The following is a 24,466-nucleotide window of genomic DNA, read 5'->3' as shown; positions in this document are numbered from 1 at the left end:
TCGCGCCCCTCGACAAGGCTTACTGGCGCAGCAAGGCCATCATCGCGCCGAAGCCGACGAACACACCGCCCGTCACGCGATTGAACGCTTTTGCCACGCGCCGGCTCTTGAGCGTCGCGCCGATGCGCGTGCCGAAACCCGCGTAGACGAGATACCAGCTCACCTCGCACACGGCGAAGGTTGCCACGAGCACGCCGAACTGCGGCAGCACCGGGCGGGTCGCGTCGATGAACTGCGGCAGGAGCGCCGCCGCGAACAGGATCGCCTTCGGGTTGCTGCCGCCGACGAAAAAGCCATTGCGATAGAGCGCGAGCGGCGAGCGCACGGGGCGCGCGGCCACGCGCTCGGCAACGTCGGCGGTGGCCTCGGGCACGCTTGCGCCCCACGCCTTGACGCCCAGGTAGACGAGGTACGCAGCGCCGATAAAGCGCAGCGCGTTGAACATGGTCGGCCACGCCTGGAGGAACACGCCGAGCCCGGCCGCCGATACCGCCAGCATCAGCACCAGTGCGGAAAGGCAGCCAGCCATGGTCGCGCTCGTGCGGCGCAGTCCGTACTGCGCGCCGTGCGACATGATGAGCAACATGTTGGGACCGGGGATGGCGCAAACGACGAAGACGGTGACGAGGAACAGCCACCAGGTATGCAGATTCATTGCAGCGGCGAGATAAAAGAGGGCTGGAAAAACGGCGAAGGGAGAATTATGCCAGCGGACGGCGTGCGCCTGGCCGCGGCCCGCAGAACAGGCGCTGAACGTGCGTCCGGCGAGAATGGGGTGCGGGAAAAAGAAAAGCCCGCAGCAAGTGTGGGCTTGAACCATGCCAATGGAGACATGGAGGAGACAACTTCACTATAGTCAAACCATTGACGCGTCGCAATATACGTTCGTATATAACATCGTTAAGCATTGTCAGATTAATGAGTTAGTGATTGATGCGACCATCGAGCAGGCACACAATGAAGCGGCGCGCTCGCTGGATGGAAGGTGCGGCGCACGGGAGGCGAGACATCGCCTCGTCAGCCCGGAGCGGGTTTCAACTGGAGGGGTGAAATGGGCATTCTGGACAAGGTAGGTGAAATTGCCGGTGCGGTAGCCGCTGTGGAAGGTGCCGAAAAGCTCGATCCGAACGCAGGCTTTCTGACCAAGGCAGCCGCCGCGGTTGCCGGTTTCGAGGGCGCCAAGGAAGTCGAGCAGCTAGTCGAGAAGAAGGAAGACGAAAAGCCCGCCGACGACAACACCGCGCAGCCCGCGGATGGGTCGGATCAGCAGACGTGACTGCAACGCCCGCGCGCATGACGGATTGACCAGGGAGTCGGGCGCGCTTCGCATCATTCGATGCGCGCGTGATACGCGAGTGTCAACTGGGGATACAGGAGAGCCGCGGCCGAACAGCCGCGGCTTTTTCATTTGTGCGCCTGCCTGAGGGCTAGCGACCGGAAACCGGCGACGCGCGATAAACGAAGCCGAGCGCGATGACCGCAACCGTGAAGCCCAGGGCGACAAGGCACACGCCGCTCCAGCGCGCCGCGGCCCACGCCGCGCCGGCCATGAGCGCGCCGGCCGCGCCGCCGACGAAGAACATCCCCACGAAAATCGCATTGAGCCGGCCGCGCGCGGCGGGGTTGAGCAGATTGATGGCGCGCCGCCCGAGCGTCTGGTCGGCGATGACGCCCGCATCGAGCGCAGCCGCGCCCGCCACGAGCAGGCCGAGCGCCAGCGCGGGATGCGCGGCGGGCGAAAAGCCGCCCCAGCCCGCGCCCGCTACGCCCAGCAGCACGACTGCGCCGAGCATGGTCGCGTGCGCGGCGTATTGAACCGCGCGCCCCGCGCCGTGATCGCCCAGCCTGCCCGCGAGCGGCGTGACGATCGCGCCGCTTGCGCCGGCCAGCGCGAACGCGGCAATGCCGTTCATGCCCAGCGAAAACGGCGGCTGTGCAAGCAGCAGCGCGCTTGCGGTCCAGAACGCCGAGAAGGCGCCCAGCGCGAGCGCCGCCAGGAAGGCGCTGCGTCGTAGAACGCGCTCGGTGCGCAGCAGCGTCCAGAGCGAATGAAGCAACTCGGCGTAGCGCGCGTTCACGGCTGGCATGCGGTGCGGCGTGCGCAGGACGAGGACCACCGCAAGCAGGGCATCCGCGGCCGCTTCGATACCGTAGAAGGCGCGCCAGCCCAGCGTTCCCGCAATCAGGCTCGCGAGCGGGCGCGACAGCAGAATGCCCAGCATCAGGCCGCTCATCACGTTGCCCACGGCCCGCCCGCGCTGGCTTTCGGGCGCCATCGAGGCGGCCATCGGCACCAGCATCTGGATCACGCTGGAGGTTGCGCCCGCAAGGAACGCGGCCGCGAGAAAAAGCGGGCCCGAGCGCGCCAGGGCCGCGAGGGCCAGAAAGACGGAACAGGCGAGCAGCGTGCGGAAAATCAGTCGCCGGTTCTCGAGCAGATCGCACAGCGGCACGAGCAGCAGCAGGCCCGCTGCATAGCCGAGCTGCGGCAGCATGGCGACCGCGCCGACGAACTCCGGGCGCAAGCGCAGCGAATGGCTCACGAGCCCGGCGAGCGGCTGGGCCGCCGAGAGATTGACGACGATCACGCCGACGGCGGCGGCGAAGAACAGCGTCATCGGCAGTGTGAGCGTGGCGTGACCGGCCTGACTGGTGTGATTTGGCGGGGTGGCGTCGTGCGCTATTACACGCGTACAGGTTTGCGCAGGGTGCTCCATCGATTGGCTCCGCAACGTGGCAAGTCCACGTATCGTAGGGAGCGTCACGTTATGCGACAATTGAAATATCGCGATAATCTTTATGCGGAGTCGTTGTGAACACCCGAGATCTGGAAGCCTTCGTGGCGGTGGTCGAAAGCGGCTCGCTCGTGCGGGCGTCGGAGAGGCTGTTCCTCACACAGCCGGGCCTCACGCGTCGCGTGCAGAACCTGGAGACGACGCTCGGCATCGAGCTTCTGGACCGCCAGAGCAAGCCCCTCAAACCCACGGCCGCCGGCAACGAGGTGTACAGCCTCGCGCGTTCGGTCCTGCGCGCGGTCGACGACCTGATGTCGGTCGCCTCGCCGGAAACCGAACCGGCGGGCGAGCTCAAACTCGGCGTGCCGCCGTTTCTCTCGGAGCTGGCGCTCGAGCAGCCCGTCGATCAATTGCGTGGCGAGTTTCCGAAGCTGACGCTGCGCGTGAGGGCGGGCTGGTCGCCAGGGCTCCTCGACGAGGTCGAGCGCGCGCGGCTCGACGCGGCTGTCATCCTGCTGCCCGCCGCGGTGCCGCCGCCGCCCGGTGTCATCGCGACCCAGCTCGGCTACACGCCGACCCTCGTCGTCGCGGCGCGCTCGTTCGGCTTGCCCGACGAGCCCACCACGCTCGCCGCGCTCGCGCATCACCCGTGGGTGCTCAACCAGGACGGCTGCGGGATGCGTTCGGCGCTGAGCCGCGCGATGGGCATGGCGGGTCTGCCGTTCAACGTCGCGGTCGAGGCGTTCGGCTCGGAGCTGCAGCTTTCGCTGGTCGCGCGCGGCATGGGCGTCGGGCTCGCCGCGCCGCAGGCGCTCGCACGCAGTCCGTTGCGCGACCAGTTGCAGATCATCGACGCGACCGACTTCCGCTCGGGCCTGAACGTGTGGCTCGTGCACGGCGCGCTGCCGGGGCGCCTCGTGCGGCCGGTCGCGCTCATCCGCGACGCGCTCGCGAGCAAGCTTGAGACGGCCGAAATGGCGTGACGGCGCGGCATCGTCCGCTCAGGCGTGAGGACCGCCGCCATTACCGCCATTGCCGCTGCTGCCGATGGCGTCGAGTTCGGCGAGCACCTCATCGTCCAGATCGAGCCGAGCGGCCGCCACGTTCTCGCGCAGATGCGAAAGCGTCGACGTGCCCGGAATCAGCAGGATATTGGGCGAGCGCTGCAGGAGCCACGCGAGCGCGAGCGCCATCGGCGTGACTTCGAGGCGCGCGGCGACAGTCGAAAGCGCCGACGACTGGATCGGCGTAAATCCGCCAAGCGGAAAGAACGGCACGTAGGCAATGCCTTGCGCCGCCAGTGCGTCGATCAGCGTGTCGTCGTCGCGGTGCACGAGGTTGTAGTGGTTCTGCACGCACACGACCGGCACGACGCGCTGCGCCGCTGCGATTTGCGCAGCCGTGGCGTTGGACATGCCCACATTGCGCACGAGACCGCGCTCGCGCAGCCGGGCAAGCGCCTCGACCTGCTTCTCCACCGGCCCTTCAGAGGGCTTGTGGACGTCGCCCATGATGCGCAGGTTGACCACGTCGAGCGCTTCAAGGCCCAGGTTGCGCAGGTTGTCGTGTACGGCGCGTTCGATGTCGGCGGGTTCCAGCGCGGGCAGCCAGGCGCCCTTGTCGTCGCGCACGGCGCCCACCTTGGTGACGATCGTGAGGTTCTGCGCATACGGGTGCAGCGCCTCGCGGATGATCTGGTTCGTCACATGCGGGCCGTAGAAGTCGCTCGTGTCGATGTGATCGACGCCCAGTTCCAGGGCCTCGCGCAGCACCGCGACGGCCTGCGCGCGGTCCTTCGGGGGCCCGAACACGCCGGGGCCGGCCAGTTGCATGGCGCCGTAGCCCATGCGGTTCACCTGGCGGCCGGCCAGCTCATACGTGCTTGCGGGTTTGCGGTTCGGCATTGCGTACTCCTCGGTTAGCGAATGTCCGCAGTATGGGCGCGTTCGGATTGTCCGATAATCCCATCTCATCGGAACAGGCTGTGCATTATTTCGAACAATGCGATCGAACCGCGCGGAGTGAATCATGGCGATGGAAATGAACGATCTGGCCGCTTTCGTTTCGGTGGCGCGTGCGGGCGGCTTTCGCGATGCGGCGCGCGTAGGCGGCGTTTCGGCGTCGAGTCTGAGCGCCGCGGTGCGCAGGCTGGAGGCTAAGCTCGGGCTGCGCCTTTTGAACCGCACCACGCGCAGCGTCGCGCCGACCGAGGCGGGGCAACGCCTGCTCGAATCGATCACGCCGCTCTTCAGCGAGATGGAAGCAGCGCTCGACGTGCTCAACGGCTACCGCGAAAAGCCCGCGGGCACGCTCAAGCTCAACGTGCCCGCGAGCGCGGCGCGCACCATCCTGCCCGGCGTGCTCGCGCCCTTTCATCGCGCGTATCCCGAGATCCGCGTGGAAGTGGTGGTGGAAGACGGCTTCGTCGACGTGCTGCAGATCGGCTGCGACGCCGGTATCCGCTACGACGAGCGGCTGGAGCAGGACATGATCGCGATTCCCATCGGCCCGCGCGTGGAACGTTTCGCGACGGTCGCTTCGCCCGCTTATCTCGCGGCGCGCGGGCGGCCTGAACATCCGCGCGATCTGATGGGGCACGCCTGCCTGCGCGTGCAGTTCGCGGGCGGCGCGATACCGCTGTGGTACTTCGAGCGCGACGGCGAAGTGCTGCGCCTCGACCCGCCCACGCCGCTCGTCGTGCGTCCCGGCGCCGCGCTCGACCTGCTGATCAACATGGCGCTCGACGGCGTCGGCGTCGTGTATCTGTTTGAAGAGATGTTGCTGCCGCATATCCGCAGCGGTGCGCTCGTGCGCCTGCTCGACGACTGGGACGTGTCGTTTCCGGGGCCGTTTCTCTACTATCCGGGGCGGCGGCACCTGCCGGCGCCGCTGCGGGCGTTCGTCGATTTCGTCAAAGAGAATGCACAAGACGATTCGGTATCCTGAACAAGTGGCTCAGTTGTCGCAGTATAGCGGGCGCGCGGCGCCTGGACTTTTGTGGGTGTGCTCGCCTTGCTGGCGATCCTGCATGGGTTCAACCACGGCGCGTTGCCGCAGACATCGGGCAACGCGCCAAAGGGTGCCTTTTAGGCGCGCTTCATGCCGTACTGGATAAACGTGCGGCACAGCAATTCCATGCCTTTCGCGTCCTCTTCGTCGAAGCGCGCGAGATGCGGGCTGTCCACGTCCCATACGCCGATCAGTTCGCCCTCCGGCGTGACGAGCGGCACGACGATTTCCGACTGCGAAGCCGAATCGCACGCAATGTGACCCGCGAACGCGTGCACGTCGGGCACGACCTGCGTTTGCCGTGTGGCCGCCGCCGTGCCGCATACGCCCCGGCCGATGGGAATGCGCACACACGCCGGTTTGCCCTGGAACGGACCGACCACGAGTTCGGTGCCGTCGAACGAATAGAAGCCCGCCCAGTTCAGGCCTTCGAGCGAATGAAACACGAGCGAAGCGAAGTTGGCCGCGTTCGCGATAACGTCGGTTTCGCCTTCGATCAGCGAGCGCGCCTGCGCGGCGAGCGATGCGTAGAGGGCGGGTTTGTCGGAGGGGAGGGTGTCGGAAAGCGAGAACATAAGTCGGTCGATCAGGATATGCGCCGGTACAGCGAAAGGCGCGGTGGAGCCAACCGTGAGTTTAGGCGAGATTGGGCATGGGCAGGAAAAACGCCGGGCGCGGAATACGGCTCTTGCATGGACCGTAGCGCGCCGGCGTGCGATTATTCACGTTTCGTGTTGAATCTATCCACGCCTGCGGGGCTGGTTGCTGGCGGGTTTTCAGGCATGCTGGCGCATCAGGACAGACAGAAACGGAGAACGCGTCATGAGCAAGATATTCAGAATCGCCGCCATTGCCGGCGACGGCATTGGCCAGGAAGTGATGCCCGAGGGCGTGCGCGTCGTCGAGGCGGCGGCAGCGAAGTTCGGCCTGAAGCTCGAATTCACGCATTTCGACTGGGCGAGCTGCGACTACTACCTGCAGCACGGCAAGATGATGCCCGACGACTGGTTCGCCACGCTCAAGGGTTTCGACGCGATCTATTTCGGCGCGGTCGGCTGGCCCGACAAGGTGCCCGATCACATTTCGCTGTGGGGCTCGTTGCTGAAGTTCCGCCGCGAGTTCGACCAGTACGTGAACCTGCGTCCGGTGCGTTTGTTGCCCGGCGTGCCGTGCCCGCTCGCCAACCGCAAGCCCGGCGACATCGACTTTCTCGTGGTGCGCGAGAACACCGAGGGCGAGTACAGCTCGGTGGGCGGCAAGATGTTCGAAGGCACCGAGCGCGAATTCGTGCTGCAGGAGTCGGTGTTCACGCGTCACGGCGTGGACCGCATCCTCAAGTACGCGTTCGAACTCGCGAACCAGCGCGGGCGCAAGAAGCTCACGGCGGCCACGAAGTCCAACGGCATTTCGATCAGCATGCCGTACTGGGACGAGCGCGTGGCCGCGATGGGCGAGGCGTATCCCGACGTGAAGTGGGACAAGCAGCACATCGATATTCTTTGTGCGCGCTTCGTGCTGCAACCGGACCGCTTCGACGTGGTCGTGGCCTCCAACCTTTTCGGCGACATTCTTTCGGACCTCGGTCCTGCGTGCACGGGCACGATCGGCCTGGCGGCTTCGGCGAACCTGAATCCCGAGCGCAAGTTTCCATCGCTCTTCGAGCCGGTGCACGGCTCCGCGCCCGACATCTTCGGCAAGAAGATCGCCAACCCCATCGCGATGATCTGGTCGGGCGCGATGATGCTCGACTTCCTCGGCAACGGCGACGCGCAATACAAGGCCGCGCACGACGCGATCATGCAGGCCATCGAGAAGGTGCTCGTGGAAGGCCCGCGCACGCCCGACATGGGCGGCACGGCGAACACCACCGTGTTGGGCGAAGCGGTCGCCGCCGCGCTGTGACGAAAATGCCGGACGCGCCGAAAGCGCCAAAATCTTTAGCGTCGCCTGAGCTCGACGACTTGCGCGTGTTCTGCATGGTCGCGCGCAAGGCGAGCTTCAGCGCGGCGGCCGAAGCACTTTCGGCGTCGCCGGCGTATGTGAGCAAGCGCGTGGGCGTGCTCGAGGCGCGCCTCGGCACGCGCCTGCTGCACCGCTCCACGCGGCGCGTCGCGATGACCGAGGCGGGCGAGCGCGTCTATGCGTCGGCGGGCAAGATTCTCGATGACGTCGAGCGGCTCGTGGACGACGTCTCCACCACGCGGCGCATCCCGCGCGGCACGCTGCGCGTGTCGAGCAGTTTTGGCTTTGGCCGCAACTTCGTCGCGCCTGCGCTCGCGGGGCTTTCAGAGCGGTATCCGCAGCTGAACGTGCGGCTCGAATTGTTCGACCGGCTCGTCGACGTGGCAGGCGAGGGCTTCGATCTCGACGTGCGGATCGGCGACGAGATCCCCGGCCATCTGATCGCGCGGCGTCTCGCCGCGAACTATCGCGTGCTATGCGCAGCGCCCGCGTATCTCGCGCGGCGCGGCGCGCCTCAGGAGGTCGCCGATCTCGCTGAGCACGCGTGTCTCGCGATCAAGGAGCGGGATCATCCGTTCGGCATGTGGCGTTTGAACGTGCACGGCGAAACGGTCTCGGTCAAGGTGGCGGGGCCGCTCTCCACCAATCATGGTGAAGTGGCCGTGCAATGGGCGCTGGCGGGCCGCGGCATCGTGCTGCGCTCGATGTGGGATGTCGCGCCCTTGCTGGAAAGCGGGCGCTTGCAGCGCGTGCTGCCCGGCGTCACGCAGCCGGCCAATGTCTGGGCGGTGTACCCGGCGCGGCTCGCGCAGTCCGCGAAAGTGCGCGTGTGCGTGAATCATCTGGAGGAAACGTTCGCGCGCATCGGCATTTCCGCGCCGCCAAACGAGAGCGGCGAGGACGAGAGCGGGCGCTAACGAGGTTCAGCGGGTGCCTTACTCGCTTTCGGGGATATCGAGCGCCTTGCGCTCGCGCCGTTCCTCGTTACCGCGCCGCGCACGCTGGCGCTGGCGCGAAAGCACGGTGATGATCTGGCCGGTGGTGGCGTCGGCGGGGATTTCGTTGCGAATCACGTTCGCGACCATCGGCAGCCCCTTGCGCTGGCGGCGCAGCGCCTGCGCGATCGCCTGGCGGCACGCTGGCCCGTGGCAATCCCATTCGTCGCGCAGTTTTCCGCAGTAACGGCAGGTGTCCATGCGTTCCAGTTTACCCAAAATCGATTGACGGTTTGGGGGCGCGATCATCGCGTGCCGGGCTTGTGCCTGCTTTTGCGCCGCCTGGCGCGGGCCGGCGGTATGATCGGCTGCGGATGCGGGCGGACCGTGGTTGGACATTGCGTGGCGGGAGCGGCAGATGGCGGCGATCGGCGTAGTCCTGTTCGACATGGAAGGCGTGCTCTCCCACTACGACCGCGACGCGCGTGTGGCGAGCCTCGCGGCGGCCACCGGCGCGCAGCCCGCAGCCGTGCGTCACGCGATCTGGGGCTCGGGCCTCGAAGCGCGCGCCGACGCGGGTGAACTCGACCCAGACGCCTATCTGCGCGCACTTGGCGCCTTGCTCGGCTGCGAGGTGGGGCGCGACGTCTGGCTCGCTTCGCGGCGTGCCTCGATCACGCCGAACGAGGCGGCGCTAGCGCTCGCGCACCGCGTGGCCGCGCGGTGCCGCATTGCCGTGCTGACCAACAACTGCTCGCTTGTCACGCATCACCTCGACTATCTGAATCCGCCGGTTGCGCGGCTTTTCGGTTCGCAGATCTATTCGTCGGCGACGTTCGGCGCGGTCAAGCCCGCTGCGCAGACCTATCTTGGCTGCGTGGCGCAGCTTGGCGCGCAGCCGCAGGAAACGCTTTTCATCGACGACAGCGAAGCGAACGTCACGGGCGCGCTCGACGCGGGTTTGCAGGCGTGCCACTTCATCGAGGCCGGCACGCTCGCGCAGGATCTTGCGCGCCTCGGGTTGATCGACGGTTGATGACGAACATACGGGAGCTTGTGATGAAGATGCAATGGCACTGGAACCTGGTCGCGGCGCTCTGGCTGTGTGCGTTCGCGCCGCTCGCCCCGGCGCAACAGCCCGGCGCGCCGCTCGTCTACGTGACGGATTTTGAACTCGACGCGGCCAACGTCAAGCAGGATTCGAATCCTGTGGAGAGTGCGCGCGAGCACGCGGGCGGGCTGCTGCCAAGACCGTTCCTGCGCCACCGGGACCCGCAGCAGCAAGCCGGTCAGGTCGTCACGAAAATGGCCGATGCGCTGGTGAGCGACCTGCGCGCGAAGGGCCTCGACGCGCGCCGCCTGCCTGCTGGCGCGCCGCTGCCCGCGCAGGGCTGGCTGGTGCGCGGCGTATTCCTGAGCGTGGACGAAGGCAACAGCATGCGGCGGGCGGTGGTGGGCTTCGGCTCGGGTGCGAGCCAGATCGAACTGGCGGTGGCCGTGGACGACCTCGCCACCCAAGCGCCGCAACCGCTGTATCAGGTGATCGACAGCGAGTCGAGCCACGCGAAGCCGGGCGCCGGCGCGGCGATCAAGCTCAATCCCTATGTGGCCGCGGCCAAATTCGTGCTCGCGCGCGCCGACGACCGCAAGAACGTGGACCGCGCGGCAGCCGAAGTGGCCGACTCGGTCGCGGCGCGCGTGAAAGCGGCGCCGCAATGACGCCGCGAGTGTCCAGCGTGATTAGCCGCGCGGCGGAATGTTGAGCCCGCGCTCGACCGCCGGCCGTGCGACGAATGCCGCGAGCACGCGCGCAACGTTCTTGAAGTCGGCATAACCCACGAGGTCGCCGGCTTCGTAAAAGCCAACAAGGTTGCGCACCCAACCAAACGTGGCGATGTCGGCGATGGTGTACTCGTCGCCCATGATCCACTTGCGCCCTTCAAGACGCTGGTCGAGCACGGCGAGCAGGCGCCGCGATTCGGCGACGTAGCGGTCGCGCGGACGCTTGTCCTCGTACTCCTTGCCCGCGAACTTGTGGAAGAAGCCCACTTGGCCGAACATCGGGCCGATGCCGCCCATCTGGAACATGACCCACTGGATCGTCTCGTAGCGCGCCGCGCCTTCGCGTGCGAGGAAGCGGCCGCACTTGTCGGCGAGATAAATGAGGATCGCGCCCGACTCGAAGAGCGCGAGCGGCGCGCCGCCCGGGCCGTTCGGATCGAGGATCGCGGGAATCTTGTTATTGGGGCTCAGCGAGAGGAATTCCGGCGACATCTGGTCGTTCGTGTCGAAGCGCACCAGATGCGGCTCGTAGGGCAGGCCGCTTTCCTCCAGCATGATCGAGACCTTGACGCCATTGGGCGTGGGCAGCGAATAGAGCTGGATGCGCTCGGGATGAAGCGCCGGCCACTTGCGGGTGATGGGAAACGCGGAAAGGTCGTTCATGCGAGGTCCTGGAAGGCCTTCGGCGGCGGGACGAGGGCGCTGGAAGGCGCGCCGCGGCCAGATCGAGAGGCGGGAGTGGAGTCAGGCCGCCAAGTTTAGTGGAAATGGCGTGCGCCGTCTTTTGACCACATTGCGTGAACTTCGAGGCTTACACGCTGCCTTCACGCTCGACCACGAGAATGCGCGCCTCGCCGCGCGGATGCGCGACATGCTCGCAGCCCACGCCCGCGAAGAACACGTCGCCCGCTTCGAGCACCACGACCTGCTCAGCGCCGTCTTCGCGGTAATGCATGTCGACCACGCCGCCGAGCACGGCGAACACTTCCTCGCCGTCGTTGACGTGCCATTTGTACGGCTGGTCGGTCCAGTGCAGGCGCACCGTGGTGCCGTTCATGTTGGCGATGTCGAGCGCGCCCCAGGGGCGGCTGGCGGTGAAGGTTTTCGAGCGGATGACTTTCATTGCAGTACCTGGCGCTCAAGGAGTCGCAGGGATGGATTGAGCCAGGCTCATCAGATTGAGCGGCGCGACGCGAATCAAGCCGCCGCGCGGGCTGTCGATATCGGCGATGAGCGTGAGCGACAGTGTCACCGTAATGGGCAGCACGAGCAGCAGCACGCGCCTGCCGACCTGGCCGTGCGCGCCGTAGCCCTGCATCAGGTTGCTGAAGATGGCGATGACGATCATCAGCGCCCACGCGGCGACGGGAATGCGATTGATCCACGCGGCCTGCGTGTAGCCCTGCGAATTGATGACGTCGTTCATGCCGCCGACGACGAGCGCCATGATCGGATTCGGCTGCGCCTTTGCGGCGTCGCGCACGCTCGCCCAGAGCTGCGTCTGTAGCTCGCTGGTGTTGCGGTTGATCTGGTCGAGTGCGCCGGGTTCGTGCACTACGTAAAACTGGACGCGCGCCTGAAGGTAGCGCGCGAGCAGCGCCTGGGTTTTGGCCGCCGCCTCGCCGCCGAGCAGGTCGGCGCGCAGGTACTCCGTGCCGATCGCATTGGCTTCCTCTTCCTCCAGGTTCTTGCGCTGGTCATAGCGGCTCACGGCCATCGAAAGCGTGAAGCCGATCAAGAGCGCGAGCAGCGTGAGCGTCGCGCCCTGCACGATCTTGTAGTTCTCGCGCGCCTCCTCGGCGAGCGGGAAGTATCGGTGCAGCACGCTCGCGCCCAGCGCGGCGGCAAGCGGCAGCACCAGAATCAGGAAGACGAACAGAAGCGCGGGGCGCTGAAGGATGAGCGGCGTCATGGAGTCTCCGCAAGGGCGTGAGAGGGACGAAGGCGCTGCAATGCAAATCGGCGTCGCCCGCGCGAGGCGGGGCGACGCCGATTCTACGACAGAACCGCGCGTGAACGCGCGCCGCTGTCAGCGCTTCACTTCGCCGCGCGTTGCGGCCACAGCGTGCGGCCCCAGAACGTCAGCGAGCGGTCCCACGCGAGTTGCGCCCAGATCGGGTCGTACTGCGTGATGGCGATGCGGGTCGGGCCCACCGCGGTCTCGTTCGCGAACGCGTGGTGCGCGAGATAGCGATGGAATTCGACGTCGACGTTGGCGCCCTTGAGCTTCGTTTCGAGCTCCGCCACGGTTTCGATGCTGAACGCCTGGTCCTGGGTCGCGAAGTGGCCGAGGATCGGCGCAGTGATCTTGCTCGCGTCGATATATTCGAGCGGCGGGAAGCCGTACCACACTACGGCGCCCGACAGGCCCGGGATCATGGTCGCCGCGAGCAGCGTGAGCGCGCCGCCCATGCAGTAGCCCGTCACGCCTACACGGTCCGTGAGCGTCTTCAGGTAATTGACCGCACCGAATACGTCCTGCGAGGCCGCGTCCGCGAAGTCGAGGCCCGTCATCAGGTGATGGGCTTCCTCCTGTTCGACCGTCATCTTGCCGCGATAGAGGTCGGGCACGAGCGCGAGGTAGCCCGCCTGCGCGAGCCGGTCGGCCACGCCGCGAATCTGGTCGTTCAAGCCCCACCACTCCTGGATCACGACGATGGCGGGCGCGCCTTCGGTCTTTTCCGGCTTGGCGAGATAACCCTGGAGCGACTGGCCGTCAGGGCGGGTAAAGGAAATCATGGAACCGGCGGACTGTTTCATTTGGGGCAACCCTCGGTGAATCGGTTGAACGAAAGACGCAAGCATAGCGCTTGCTCACGGGATTTGTGTGTATGCACCTGACGGTGCTCATGACGGGCTCATTCACCGATCAGATGCAGCACGATATCGCGCGTGTGCGCCGCGCGGCGATGTTCGAATACATAGATGCCTTGCCACGTGCCCAGCACGGGACCGCCGTGCTCGACCGGAATGGAGAGCTGCGTGTGCGTGAGCGCCGAGCGCAAATGCGCGGGCATGTCGTCGGGGCCTTCGGTGTCGTGTTCGTAGCGCTGCGGATCTTCGGGGGCGAGCTGCTCGAAGTAACGTTCGAGATCGCGGCGCACCGAGGGATCGGCGTTTTCCTGGATCACGAGCGACGCCGAAGTGTGGCGGCAAAAGACGGTGAGCAAACCGGTGGCGATGCGCTGCTCGCGCACGAAAGCGCGCACCTCATGGCTGATTTCGACGAGCCCGCGCGTGCGCGTGCTCACCGGCAGATGATGGATAGCCTGGCGCATGATCGTTATTCTCCTGGCGGGCGGCGGCGCGCAGCTAGTGAGCCGTCGCGGCGATTGCAGCCTTTAAGCATAGCGCAGGCGCGCCCGGCGCGCAGAGCGCTCCCGCTGCTCGCGTGCGATGCTGGTACGATGTCGGCCTTGCCGATCAAACCTCGGCCATAGATCGATACGAAGGAGAAAACCGCTTGAACCTCACCCGCTTCGCGAAAGCCCGCCACGCCACCAAGGCGTTCGATCCCGCCCGCAAGATTCCCGCCGCTGTCATCGACGAACTCAAGGAGCTGATCCGCTTCAGCCCCTCGTCGGTGAATTCGCAGCCGTGGCACTTCGTGCTGGCGGAAAGCGACGCTGCGCGCGCGCGTATCGCCAAGGGCATGGAAGGTTTCGCGTACAACGAACCGAAGGTCACGCGCGCCTCGCACGTCGTGGTGTTGTGCGTGCGCACCGACATGGACGAAGCCCACCTCGCCGAAGTGCTCGCGCAGGAAGAAGCGGACGGCCGTTTCGCGAACGCCGAAGCGAAGGCGGGTCAGGAAAAGACGCGCTCGTTCTACGTGAACCTGCATCGCGAGCGCAACGACCTGCCGGCGTGGATGGAGAAGCAGGCGTATCTCGCGCTCGGCACGCTGCTGATCGGCGCATCGACGCTCGAAATCGACGCCTGCCCGATGGAAGGCTTCGACGCAAAGGCGCTCGACGAGGAACTGGGCCTGTGCGAGCAAGGCCTCACGGCGCTCGTGGTGGTCGGCCTCGGCTACCGCAGCACCGATGACTTCAACGCGAAGCTGCCCAAGTCGCGTTTGACCGCGGCTTCGGTATTCACCGATCTCGGTTGAGAGGCGAAGCATCGCGCCGCATTCGTGAGAATCGCGGCGATTGACGTCGCCCGAAGCCACGCGGCAGCCGCATCAGGAGCATTCGTCCATGCAGGGAATCAAACGCCGGATCGTGTACGTCACGTTGTTCGAGGGCATCGCGATCCTGATTACCGGCACGAGCTTCTCTTCGCTCTCGGGCAGCGGCATGAACCGCGCGGGCGCAGCGGCGGTGTTTTCGTCGCTGGTTGCGGTGGGCTGGAACTTCGTCTACAACCTGCTGTTCGAGCGCTGGGAAGCGCGCCAGACGAAACGCGGCCGCAGTGTCGCGCGCCGCATTGCGCACGCGGTCGGCTTCGAGGGCGGCCTCGTGGTGCTGCTCGTGCCGATGATCGCGCTCACGCTGCAAGTCACGTTGATCGAGGCGTTCGCGATGGATATCGGCCTCTCGGTGTTCTTTCTCGTCTACAACTACATCTACAACCTGATTTTCGATGCCGTGTTCGGCCTGCCGGCCTCCGCCATGCCGGTGACGACCGCTTCGGAGGCGGAGCCGCGCGCGTAGCGCGGGCGCTTTCGCTCTCTCGATCAGGGACTCGCAGCAGCACCCTGCGTACGGCTCGCTTCCACGTTTGCTGGGCCGCTCGCACTCGCGCCCGTCGCAGCCGCATCGGAAGCCGGCGTCACCGCCCGCGCCGGATGCTGCGCATCGTGCAGTTGCCCGGACCAGCCGCCGCCCAGGTCGCCGATCAGCGAAGCCGTATCGAGCAGCCGCTGCTGGTGCACGTTGAGCGCGCTCTGCTGATTGGTCACCTGCGTGGCGAGCGCCGTGGCGACCGTCGTGTAGTCCACGGTGCCCGCTTCGTATTCGTTTTGCGCGATCTGCGCGCCGTGCGTGGCGTCGCGCACGGCGGCGTCGAGCACTTCAGCCTGCTGCGCGAGGATGCGCAGCCCCGACAGATCGTTCTCCACACCCTGGAACGCCGTGAGCACCGTGCCGCGATAGTTGGCCACCGCGGCGTCATAGCTCGCGCGTGCCGCCGCCACCTGGCCGCTGCGCAGGCCGCCGTCGAAGATCGTCTGGGTCGCGCTCGCGCCTAGCGACCAGACATAGTTGCTGATATGCAGCAGGCCCGAAAGCGGCGACTGCGTGAACCCGTCGAGGGCGGTGAGTGAGATCGACGGATAGTACGCGGCCACTGCCACGCCTATCGCCGCGTTGGCCGACGCCATCTGGCGTTCGGCGGTCGAGATGTCCGGGCGGCGTTGCAGCAGCGTGGAGGGCACGCCGGCAGGAATGGCGGGCAGCGCGGGAAGCTGCGTGCTGTGCGGGATATCGACCTCTTCGGGGTTGCGGCCCACAAGCACCGCAATGGCGTGCTCGTATTGCGCGCGCGCCACGCCCAGCGCGATCAGGCTCGCGCGTGCGGATTCGAGCTGCGTGCGCGCGGAAATCAGGTCGGACGGCGGGACGGTGCCCGCCTGGTCCTGGTTGGCCACCACGCGCAGGAAGTCCGTGTACGCCTTAACGGTGTTCGTGAGCAGGTCGATATCCGCGTCAGCGATACGCAGATTGATCACCGCGTTCGCCAGTGCGATTTGTTCGGATAACGTAGCGTTGGCGAGCGTCGCTTCGCTTGCCTGTGCCGTGGCCGACTGTTCCTCGATCTGGCGGCGCACCTGGCCCCACAGGTCGATGTCCCAGCTCGCGTTCGCTTCGAGCGTGCCGCCGTTGACGATGCGCGCGCCGCTCGGCGTCGAAGTGATGCTGCTCACGCTGCTGAGCGTGCCGGTGGAGGAGCGCTCGCGCGCGAGCGAGCCGGTAACGCCGATGGTCGGGAAGAGGCTCGCACGCGCGACACGCACTTCGGCGAGCGCTTCCTGGTAGTTCGCGTAGCTTTGCCGCACGGTCTGGTTCGATACCTCGACGAGCGGCTCCAGTTCATCGAGCAGCGGGTCATTGAACGCGGTCCACCATTCGCCCTTGGGGCCCTGGGCCGCTTCGGGCTCGGCCTGGGTCCAGCCGGGCAGCTCCTTCCAGGTGGCGGGCGTGGCGACCTCGGGCCGGTGGTAATCCGGCCCGACCATGCAGCCCGCGAGCAGCAGCGCAGCAGCGAGGGGGCTTAGCGGCAGCAGACGCGTGCGCGTACTCGTGTTTCTGGAAGCGGCGGAAATCAACATTCGCGTGAGCGATCGGGTCAGGGAAGTCTTCATCATGATGCGCTCTCATCGGCCTGGCGATTCCACGGCAGGCGCGCGGCCCAGCGCGCGAGGCGCGCGCGCAGGCGGTCGAGGAACAGGTAAATCACTGGTGTGGTGTAGAGGGTAAAGACCTGGCTCAGGAGCAGGCCGCCCATCACCGTCACGCCGAGCGGCTGGCGCAGCGAAGCGCCCTGGCCGATACCGATGGCGAGCGGCAGCGCGCCAAGCACGGCGGCGAAGGTCGTCATCATGATCGGGCGCAGGCGCACCACGGCGGCTTCGTGAATCGCGCGGCGCGCCTCCATGCCTTCGTTGCGCTGCAACTGGATGGCGACGTCGACCATCATGATGCCGTTCTTCTTCACGATACCGATGAGCAGGATGATGCCGATCATCGCGATCACCGAGAACGGCGTGCCGAAGATCAGCATGGCGAGAATAGCGCCGATGCCGGCCGAGGGCAGCGTGGAAAGGATCGTGAGCGGGTGGATGGTGTTTTCGTACAGCACGCCCAGCACGATATAGACCACGGCGAGCGCGGCGACAATGAGCAGCGGCACGACGCCCATCGACTGCGCGTAAGCCTGCGCCGCGCCCGCGAACGCGCCGTGAATGGAGGCGGGCATGCCGATGTCGCGCTCGGCCTGCTCGATGATCGTGCCGGCCTCGGAAAGCGAGCCGCCTTGGGGCAGGTTGAACGAGATCGTGCCCGCCACTTCCGTGCCCTGGTGATTGACCTGCGTGGCCGTATGGCGCGTTTTCCAGTCCATGAGCGCCATGAGCGGCACCATGGTCTCAGCGGCCGTGCTGTCCGCGCTGCCGCTGGAACTGCCGCCCTTGCTGTTGGCGATCGCATTGTTCTGCTGGTTGGCGACCGCGTTGGCGTTGCGCTCGTTGGTGTTGCTGCTCGTGTTGCTGGTCGTGGTCACGGCAGTAAAAGGCGTGACGCCCGAGATGACGCTCGACGGCATCTGCGTTTGCGCGGCGCCGCTCGCATTGCCCGCCGCCGTGCTCAGCCAGATATCCTGAAACGACTGCGGAAACTGCCAGTATTGCGGCGCCACTTCCATCACGACGAAGTACTGGTTGATCGCGTTGTAGATGGTCGAAACGGTGCGCTGGCCGAAGGCGTCGTAGAGCACGTTGTCCACCTGGTTCGGATCGAAACCGTAGCGCTTGGCGGTCGTGCGCTGCACCGTCATGTAGGCCTCCAGACCGTTTTGCTGAAGGTCCGAGTTCACATCCGACATCTGGCCGCGGTGCTTGTTCAGTTCGTCCACGAGACGCGGTACCCAGGTGAAGAGGGCGTCGGCGTCGTCGCTCGTGAGCGTGTACTGATACTCGGCCGCCGACTGCCGCCCGCCGATCTGCAGGTCCTGCTGCGCCTGCATGAAAAGCCGCGCACCCGAAACCGCGTTGAGCTTGGGGCGCAGGCGGTTCACGACTTCGGTGGCAGACAGGCGGCGTTCGCCGATCGGCTTCAACTCGACGAACACCGTGGCCGAATTGAGCGCGCGTCCGCCCGTGAAGCCCGCCACGGATTGCACGGCGGGATCGGCTTTCACGATGGCCTGCAATTGCGCGAGCTTCTTCTCCATCGCCGTGAACGAAATGCTCTGGTCCGCGATGATCTGCCCGATCAGAATGCCCGTGTCCTGCTCGGGGAAGAACGTGCCGGAAAGCAGCCGCGCGAGAAACACATTGCCGATCAGCAGCGCGAACAGGATGAAGATCGTGAGCCGCGCGTGATTGAGCGCCACGTCGAGCGTGCGCGAGTAGAACTGCTTGAAGCGCTCGAACTGCGCGTCGATCCACACGGCCGCGCGCGAGGGCTTGCGGTGCAGCGCTTCGCGCTTGAGGACGTAGGCGCACATGGTGGGCGTGACGGTGAGCGAGATCACAAGCGAGATGAGGATCGCGATGGAGAGCGTCATCGCGAACTCGTGAAACAGCAGGCCCACGATGCCGGGCATGAGCAGAATGGGCAGGAATACGGCGATGAGCGAAAGGCTCATGGAAAGCACCGTGAAGCCCACTTCGCCCGCGCCTTTGAGCGCCGCTTCCTTCGGGTCCATGCCGGCCTCGATATGGCGCACGATGTTCTCCAGCACCACCACGGCGTCGTCCACCACGAAGCCCGTGCCGATGGTGAGCGCCATGAGCGAAAGATTGTCGATGCTGTAGCCGAGCAGGTACATGGGCCCGAACGTGCCGACGATGGAAAGCGGCAGCGCTACGGCCGGAATGAGCGTGGCGCGCGGCGAGAGCAGGAACACGAACACCACGCCGATCACGAGCAGCACGGCGATGAAGAGCGTGCGTTCGGTGTCGGCCACGGAGGCGCGTACGGACTCGGAGCGGTCGATCGCCACGTTCACCTTGATCGTGGCGGGCAGCGCGGCCTCGATGGAGGGCAGGCGCGCGCGGATCTGCTGCACCGTCTTCACGACGTTGCTGCCCGGCATCGGGTAGACGATCACGAGCACGGCGGACTTGCCGTTGTAGAGGCCCGCGTTGCGGATGTTTTCGTTGGAGTCGATGACCGAAGCCACGTCGCGAAGGAACACGGGCGAGCCGTTGCGATAGGCAATCACCACGTCGCGAAACGGCGCGGCCTTGCTGATCTGGTCGTTTGAGAGCACCGTATAGCGCTGGTTGCCCTGGTCGATATGGCCTTTCGCGCTGTTCGCGTTGGCCGCGCCAATGGCCGCGCGCACGTCTTCGAGGCCAATGCCGTAACTGTTGAGCTTGCTCGGCTCCAACTCCACGCGTACCGAGGGCAGCGCGCCGCCGCCCAGTGTGATCTGGCCCACGCCGTCCACCTGCGAGAGCTGCTGCTGGATGACCGAATCGGCGGAGTCGTAAAGCTGCGCCTTGGTGAGCGTGTCCGACGTGAGCGCGAGCACCATGATCGGCGCGCTCGCGGGGTTGTACTGGCGATAGGTCGGGTTGCTGCGCAGCGTGGTGGGCAAGTCGGCGCGCGCGGCTTGAATGGCCGCTTCCACATCGCGCGCCGCGCCGTTGATGTCGCGGTTCAGGCCGAACACCACCACGATGATCGCCGTGCCGGTGTTGCTGATCGACGTGAGCTGGCTCACATCGGCGATCGTGCCGAGGCGCCGCTCCAGCGGCTCGGCCACGGTGGACGCCATGATGTCCGGGCTCGCGCCCGCCATGTTGGCCTGCACCACGATCACCGGGTAGGCGATGTTGGGCAGCGGCGCGACCGGCAGCCGGAAAAAGGCGAGCGCCCCCGAAATGAGGATCGCGATCGCGAGGAGAGAGGTCGCGACCGGCCGCCGGATGAAGAGCGCCGAGAGGTTCACGGCGTGCCCTCGGGCGCGGTTGGCGCGTCACCGTCCACATTGCTTTCCGGCTTGCGCTTGCGGCCAAAGCGTTCGGCCAGGCGGTCGAAGTACAGATAGATCACGGGCGTCGTGAAGAGCGTGAGCATCTGCGAAAGCGTGAGGCCGCCGATGATCGCAAGACCCAGCGGGCGGCGCAGCTCCGAGCCCGTGCCGCTGCCGAGCAGCATGGGCAGCGCGCCGAGCATGGCCGCGAGTGTGGTCATGAGAATCGGCCGGAAACGCAAGAGCGACGCTTCGAAAATCGCCTCGCGCGCCGGCTTGCCTTGCACGCGTTCGGCTTCGAGCGCGAAGTCCACCATCATGATGGCGTTCTTCTTGACGATGCCGATCAGGAGCACGATGCCGATAATGCCGATCACGTCGAGATCCTTGCCCGCGATCATCAGCGCGAGCAGCGCGCCAATACCGGCCGAAGGCAGCGTCGACAGGATCGTGACCGGGTGCACATAGCTCTCGTAAAGCACGCCCAGCACGATATACACGGCCACGAGCGCCGCGATCAGCAGATACACCTCGCTGGAGAGCGAATCCTCGAACGCCTGCGCCGCGCCCTGGAACGACGAGGTGATCGAGGGCGGCAGGCTTACGGCGGCCTCGGCCTTGCGTACGTCGCGCACGGCGGCGGAGAGCGAGGCGCCGTCGGCGAGATTGAACGAGATCGTCACCGACGGGAACTGCGCGAGGTGGCTGATCATGAGCGGCGAGCGCGTGATGCTGATCTTCGCAATGCCCTTGAGCGGCACCTGGCCTTCGCTGCTCGTCTGGCTCGGCAGATAGAGGTCGCCGAGCGATTCGACCGTGGGCAGCGCCTCGGGCTTCGCCACGAGAATCACGCGGTACTGGTCCGACTGCTGGAAGATGGTGGAAACGATGCGCTGGCCCAGCGCGTCATAAAGCGCGTTGTCGATGGTTGCGGCCGTGATGCCGTAACGCGCCGCTAGCTGGCGGTTCACTTCGACATTGACGGAAAGCCCATCCGTGTTGAGATCGCTCGTGACGTCGCGGATCGACGGGATCTGCTTCATGCGCGCAAGCAGCTGGGGCACGTACTGGTCGAACGCCTCCTGGCTCGGCCCGCGCAGCACGAAGTTGTACTGGTTGCGCGAGACCGTGGTGTCGAGCGTGAGGTCCTGCTCGGGCTGAATGTAAAGGCGCACGCCCGCCACCTTCGCCACCGACTGCTGAATGCGCCGCCCGATCTCGTCGGCGGTTTCGGAGCGGTCGTCGTGCGGCTTCAGGTTGATGAGGAAGCGCCCGTTGTTGAGCGTGTTGTTGATGCCGTCGATGCCCACGTACGAAGTGAGCGAAACGACATCGGGGTCCTTGAGAATTTCCTCGGCGAGCGCGGACTGGCGCCGCACCATCGCCTGGTAGGAGATGGAGTTGTCGGCCACGCTGATGCCTTGCAGCACGCCCACGTCCTGCACCGGAAAAAGGCCCTTCGGAATCACGACGTAAAGCAGCCCGGTGAGCACCACCGTCACCAGGAATACGATGAGCGTGAGCAACTGGTGGTCGAGCACCCAGCGCAGGCCGCGCTCATAGGCGTTGAGCGTCTTGTTGAACAGCCCTTCGCTGATGCGCTCGAAACGGCTGGGGTGGCGCTCGGCCTGAGCACGGAGGATGCGCGCGCACATCATCGGCACGACGGTGAGCGAGACCACAGCGGAAAGCACGATGGTCACCGCGAGCGTGACGGCGAACTCGCTGAAGAGCCGTCCGATCACGCCGCCCATGAAGAGCAGCGGAATCAGCACGGCAATGAGCGAAATGGTCAGCGAGAGAATCGTGAAGCCGATCTGCCCCGCGCCTTTTAACGCCGCCTGCAACGGTTTGTCGCCTTCCTCCAGGTAGCGCACGATGTTCTCGATCATCACGATCGAGTCGTCCACGACGAAGCCCGTGGCGATGATGAGCGCCATGAGCGAGAGGTTGTCGATCGAGTAGCCCAGCTCGTACATGATCGCGAGCGTGCCGATCAGCGAGACCGGCACCGATATGCTCGGAATGATGGTGGCGGGCAGATTGCGCAGGAACACGAAGATCACGGCCACCACGAGCGCCACGGCGAGCACGAGTTCGAAGGCCGCGTCGCTCACCGAAGCGCGGATCACGCCCACGCTGTTCGACACCACGGTGACCTGCATGCCCGCCGGCAGCGCCGCTTCGAGCTGCGGCAACTGCTTCATGATCTGGTTGACCGTGGCGATCACGTTCGCGCCCGGCTGGCGCTGCACGTTCAGCACGATGGCGGGCGCCTTGTTGTACCAGGCGCCGCGCTCCACGTCCTGCGCGGCGGTGGACACGCGCGCGACGTCGCGCATGAACACGGGCGAGCCGTTCTGGTAGGCGACGACGGTGTCTTCGTAGTCCTTCGGGTCCGAGATCTGGTCGTTCGAATTGATCGTGTAGTTGAGCTCGGGGCCGTCGAAATTGCCCTTCGGGTTGCTCACGTTCACGTTGGCGAGGAGCGTGCGCAGGTCGTCGAGATTCAGGCCGTAGGCGGCGAGCTTTTGCGGGTCGGCCTCCACGCGCACGGCGGGCACGTTGCCGCCCGCCGTGGTGACGAGGCCCACGCCCGGCACTTCGGAAATCTTCGTGGCGAGTCGGTTGTTGGCCGCGTCCTGCAACTGCGTGAGCGACATCGACTTCGACGTGATCGCGAGCGTGAGGATGGGCTGATCGGCCGGGTTGACCTTGGCGTAGGTCGGCGGCGCGGGCAGGCCGCTCGGCAGGAAGCTGTTGGCTGCGTTGATGGCCTGCTGCACGTTCTGCTCGGCCACATCCAGGCTCAGCGAGAGGTCGAACTGCAGCGTGATGACCGAGGCGCCCTCGGAGCTGTACGAGATCATCTGCTGCAGGCCCGGGATTTCACCGAGCTGCACTTCGAGCGGCGCCGTGACGGTGGTCGCCATCACGTTCGGGCTTGCGCCCGGATAGAAGGTCTGCACCTGGATGGTGGGGTAGTCCACCGCGGGCAGCGAGGAAACCGGCAGGAACTTCATCGCGACGAGGCCGATCAGCACCATCGCGATCATCAGGAGCGAAGTCGCGACCGGCCGCAGGATGAAGAGACGCGAAATATTCATCGGCGCTGGGTCTGGGGCTTAACCGGCTTGCGAGGCCGCGGCGCTCGCGTCGGAGGCGTTCGGCGCCGTGGCGCCAGGGGCGCTCGACGCGCTGGGCGCGCTGCCATGGTGCGCAGCACTGGCTGCGCCCGCGTGCGTGGCGGGCCTGGGCCCTGCGGGCTGGATCTTCGCGCCGTCGTTGAGGCGGTCGAGGCCGTCGGTCACGACACGCTGACCCTGCTGTAACCCCGCGGAGATCACGGTGTTGCGGCCGTCGCTCGGCCCGAGCGTGACCTTGTGGACCGACACGGTGTTGTCGGTGTTCACGAGATACACGTAGTCGCCGGGCGCGCCGGTCTGGACCGCGGGCGTGGGCACGAGCACCGCGTTCTGCAGCGTGTCGACGAGCAGCCTCACGTTGACGAACTCGTTGGGAAAGAGCGCCTCGTTGTCGTTGGGCACGCTTGCGCGCAGCGTGACCGTGCCGGTGGCCGTGGCCATCTGGTTGCTGAGCGCGAAGAGCGTGCCGGTGGCGATCTGGCGCGTGTTGTCGCTGCTGAACACGGTGATCGGCAGCTTCGCGCCGGCGTTGACACGATCGAGCACGCTGCCGAGCGAGGTCTGCGGTATGGCGAACTGCACGGTGGTCGGCTTGATCGTCGTGATGACGGCAATGCCCGTGGAACTGGACGAGGTCACGTAGTTGCCCGGATCGACGAGCCGCAGGCCCACGCGCCCCGACACCGGCGCGGTGATGCGGCAATAGATGAGATCGAGTTCGAACAGCCTGACGTTGGCCTGATCGGCCTTCACCGCGGCCTCGTACTGCATGACAAGAAACTTCTGGTCCGTGTAGGTCTGCTCGGCGATCGACCGCTTTTCGTTCAACTGCGTGTAGCGCGCGAGGTCGGCACGCGCCTGGGCGAGCAAGGCCTGGTCCTTGGCGAGCTGCGCCTGCGCCTGTTCCTTGCTGATCTCATACTGGCGCGGGTCGATCTGCGCGAGGAACTGCCCCTTCACGACATCCTGGCCTTCCTTGTAGCCCACCTCGGTGAGGTAGCCGCTGATTTGCGGCAGAACCGTGACAGTGGCGATCGGCGTGACGGTGCCGAGCGCGTTGAGCGTAACGGGCATGGGCCCGAGCGTGGCGGCGGCCACGGTCACGACTTGCGGCGCCGCGCCATGCTCCGTCTTCTTGTTGCGCATGATGTGCACGACCACGAGCACGATCAGCAGGATCACGACGATGGCGAGAATGAGCGGGCCGAGCCGGCGGCGCTTCGGCGCCTGTGGGGGAGGGGCGGGCGGTGGT

At 66.1% G+C, this 24,466-nt stretch carries 23 protein-coding genes; 9 read left to right on the top strand and 14 right to left on the bottom strand.

Annotated elements, in window-relative coordinates; all coding sequences use genetic code 11:
• Positions 1–19 precede the first annotated feature (19 nt).
• Positions 20–655, bottom strand: a complete 636-nt coding sequence (locus VSR72_RS34570; RefSeq protein ID WP_342956747.1) for a LysE family translocator — start codon at positions 653–655, stop codon at positions 20–22.
• 396 nt (positions 656–1,051) lie between these two features.
• On the opposite strand from VSR72_RS34570, the gene VSR72_RS34565 reads away from it, so the two are divergent.
• On the top strand, positions 1,052–1,276 hold the full coding sequence (locus VSR72_RS34565) for a hypothetical protein (RefSeq protein WP_028205419.1): 225 nt from the start codon (positions 1,052–1,054) through the stop codon (positions 1,274–1,276).
• A 151-nt stretch (positions 1,277–1,427) separates the two neighbouring features.
• On the opposite strand, the gene VSR72_RS34560 is transcribed toward VSR72_RS34565, so the two are convergent.
• A complete protein-coding gene (locus VSR72_RS34560; RefSeq protein WP_342956746.1) occupies positions 1,428–2,717 on the bottom strand; it encodes an MFS transporter in 1,290 nt (429 codons plus the stop codon).
• A 95-nt stretch (positions 2,718–2,812) separates the two neighbouring features.
• On the opposite strand from VSR72_RS34560, the gene VSR72_RS34555 reads away from it, so the two are divergent.
• The gene (locus tag VSR72_RS34555; RefSeq protein ID WP_342956745.1) at positions 2,813–3,718 is read left to right on the top strand and encodes a LysR family transcriptional regulator; all 906 of its coding nucleotides are present in this window, start codon (positions 2,813–2,815) and stop codon (positions 3,716–3,718) included.
• An 18-nt stretch (positions 3,719–3,736) separates the two neighbouring features.
• On the opposite strand, the gene VSR72_RS34550 is transcribed toward VSR72_RS34555, so the two are convergent.
• On the bottom strand, positions 3,737–4,639 hold the full coding sequence (locus VSR72_RS34550; RefSeq protein WP_342956744.1) for an aldo/keto reductase family oxidoreductase: 903 nt from the start codon (positions 4,637–4,639) through the stop codon (positions 3,737–3,739).
• Positions 4,640–4,769: 130 nt separating this feature from the next.
• Here VSR72_RS34550 and VSR72_RS34545 point away from each other — a divergent pair, with 130 nt between their 5' ends.
• Positions 4,770–5,681 carry a LysR substrate-binding domain-containing protein gene (locus tag VSR72_RS34545; protein WP_342956815.1) on the top strand — a complete coding sequence of 304 codons (912 nt, stop codon included), beginning with the start codon at positions 4,770–4,772 and terminating at the stop codon, positions 5,679–5,681.
• 140 nt (positions 5,682–5,821) lie between these two features.
• Here VSR72_RS34545 and VSR72_RS34540 read toward each other — a convergent pair whose 3' ends face one another.
• Entirely contained in the window at positions 5,822–6,319 is a 498-nt protein-coding gene (locus VSR72_RS34540) for a GAF domain-containing protein (RefSeq protein WP_342956743.1), read from the bottom strand.
• A 247-nt stretch (positions 6,320–6,566) separates the two neighbouring features.
• On the opposite strand from VSR72_RS34540, the gene VSR72_RS34535 reads away from it, so the two are divergent.
• Together VSR72_RS34535 and VSR72_RS34530 are read left to right on the top strand one after the other, a co-directional pair.
• On the top strand, positions 6,567–7,646 hold the full coding sequence (locus VSR72_RS34535; protein WP_342956742.1) for a tartrate dehydrogenase: 1,080 nt from the start codon (positions 6,567–6,569) through the stop codon (positions 7,644–7,646).
• A gap of 5 nt (positions 7,647–7,651) precedes the next feature.
• Positions 7,652–8,623, top strand: coding sequence for a LysR substrate-binding domain-containing protein (locus tag VSR72_RS34530; protein WP_342956814.1), 972 nt, complete (start codon positions 7,652–7,654; stop codon positions 8,621–8,623).
• Between the two features lie 18 nt (positions 8,624–8,641).
• Here the strand turns inward: VSR72_RS34530 and VSR72_RS34525 are convergent, their stop codons facing one another.
• On the bottom strand, positions 8,642–8,902 hold the full coding sequence (locus VSR72_RS34525) for a hypothetical protein (RefSeq protein WP_254339899.1): 261 nt from the start codon (positions 8,900–8,902) through the stop codon (positions 8,642–8,644).
• A gap of 157 nt (positions 8,903–9,059) precedes the next feature.
• Between VSR72_RS34525 and VSR72_RS34520 the strand changes: the two genes are divergently transcribed.
• Both VSR72_RS34520 and VSR72_RS34515 read left to right on the top strand, forming a co-directional pair.
• Complete coding sequence (locus tag VSR72_RS34520) at positions 9,060–9,677, top strand: HAD family phosphatase (protein ID WP_342956741.1); 618 nt, start codon at positions 9,060–9,062, stop codon at positions 9,675–9,677.
• Positions 9,678–9,700: 23 nt separating this feature from the next.
• Positions 9,701–10,360: a DUF4410 domain-containing protein gene (locus tag VSR72_RS34515; RefSeq protein WP_342956740.1), complete on the top strand. Its 660-nt coding sequence runs from the start codon at positions 9,701–9,703 to the stop codon at positions 10,358–10,360.
• Positions 10,361–10,381: 21 nt separating this feature from the next.
• On the opposite strand, the gene VSR72_RS34510 is transcribed toward VSR72_RS34515, so the two are convergent.
• The 5 genes from VSR72_RS34510 to VSR72_RS34490 form a co-directional block, all read right to left on the bottom strand.
• A complete protein-coding gene (locus VSR72_RS34510; RefSeq protein WP_342956739.1) occupies positions 10,382–11,086 on the bottom strand; it encodes a glutathione S-transferase N-terminal domain-containing protein in 705 nt (234 codons plus the stop codon).
• Positions 11,087–11,234: 148 nt separating this feature from the next.
• Positions 11,235–11,546 carry a cupin gene (locus tag VSR72_RS34505; RefSeq protein WP_342956738.1) on the bottom strand — a complete coding sequence of 104 codons (312 nt, stop codon included), beginning with the start codon at positions 11,544–11,546 and terminating at the stop codon, positions 11,235–11,237.
• 15 nt (positions 11,547–11,561) lie between these two features.
• Positions 11,562–12,335, bottom strand: coding sequence for a hypothetical protein (locus VSR72_RS34500; RefSeq protein WP_342956737.1), 774 nt, complete (start codon positions 12,333–12,335; stop codon positions 11,562–11,564).
• 125 nt (positions 12,336–12,460) lie between these two features.
• Positions 12,461–13,183, bottom strand: a complete 723-nt coding sequence (locus VSR72_RS34495) for a dienelactone hydrolase family protein (RefSeq protein ID WP_342956736.1) — start codon at positions 13,181–13,183, stop codon at positions 12,461–12,463.
• Positions 13,184–13,281: 98 nt separating this feature from the next.
• Complete coding sequence (locus VSR72_RS34490; RefSeq protein WP_342956735.1) at positions 13,282–13,701, bottom strand: secondary thiamine-phosphate synthase enzyme YjbQ; 420 nt, start codon at positions 13,699–13,701, stop codon at positions 13,282–13,284.
• A gap of 185 nt (positions 13,702–13,886) precedes the next feature.
• Between VSR72_RS34490 and nfsB the strand changes: the two genes are divergently transcribed.
• Complete coding sequence (gene nfsB, locus VSR72_RS34485; protein WP_342956734.1) at positions 13,887–14,537, top strand: oxygen-insensitive NAD(P)H nitroreductase; 651 nt, start codon at positions 13,887–13,889, stop codon at positions 14,535–14,537.
• An 88-nt stretch (positions 14,538–14,625) separates the two neighbouring features.
• On the top strand, positions 14,626–15,081 hold the full coding sequence (locus VSR72_RS34480) for a PACE efflux transporter (protein ID WP_342956733.1): 456 nt from the start codon (positions 14,626–14,628) through the stop codon (positions 15,079–15,081).
• Between the two features lie 23 nt (positions 15,082–15,104).
• Here the strand turns inward: VSR72_RS34480 and VSR72_RS34475 are convergent, their stop codons facing one another.
• The 4 genes from VSR72_RS34475 to VSR72_RS34460 all read right to left on the bottom strand — a co-directional run.
• Positions 15,105–16,697, bottom strand: a complete 1,593-nt coding sequence (locus tag VSR72_RS34475; RefSeq protein ID WP_342956813.1) for an efflux transporter outer membrane subunit — start codon at positions 16,695–16,697, stop codon at positions 15,105–15,107.
• Between the two features lie 32 nt (positions 16,698–16,729).
• A complete protein-coding gene (locus VSR72_RS34470; RefSeq protein ID WP_342956732.1) occupies positions 16,730–20,044 on the bottom strand; it encodes an efflux RND transporter permease subunit in 3,315 nt (1,104 codons plus the stop codon).
• On the bottom strand, positions 20,041–23,175 hold the full coding sequence (locus VSR72_RS34465; RefSeq protein WP_342956731.1) for an efflux RND transporter permease subunit: 3,135 nt from the start codon (positions 23,173–23,175) through the stop codon (positions 20,041–20,043). Before VSR72_RS34465 ends, VSR72_RS34470 begins: the two co-directional genes overlap by 4 nt.
• Before the next feature lie 18 nt (positions 23,176–23,193).
• Positions 23,194–24,466, bottom strand: a 1,273-nt coding sequence (locus VSR72_RS34460; RefSeq protein WP_342956730.1) for an efflux RND transporter periplasmic adaptor subunit, incomplete at its 5' end; no start/stop codon positions are given.

Source organism: Paraburkholderia sp. JHI869 (genome assembly GCF_038900775.1).
Taxonomy (GTDB): Bacteria; Pseudomonadota; Gammaproteobacteria; order Burkholderiales; family Burkholderiaceae; genus Paraburkholderia.
Note: the sequence above shows the minus strand (reverse complement) of the source record. Positions and strands in the feature narration are given on the sequence as shown.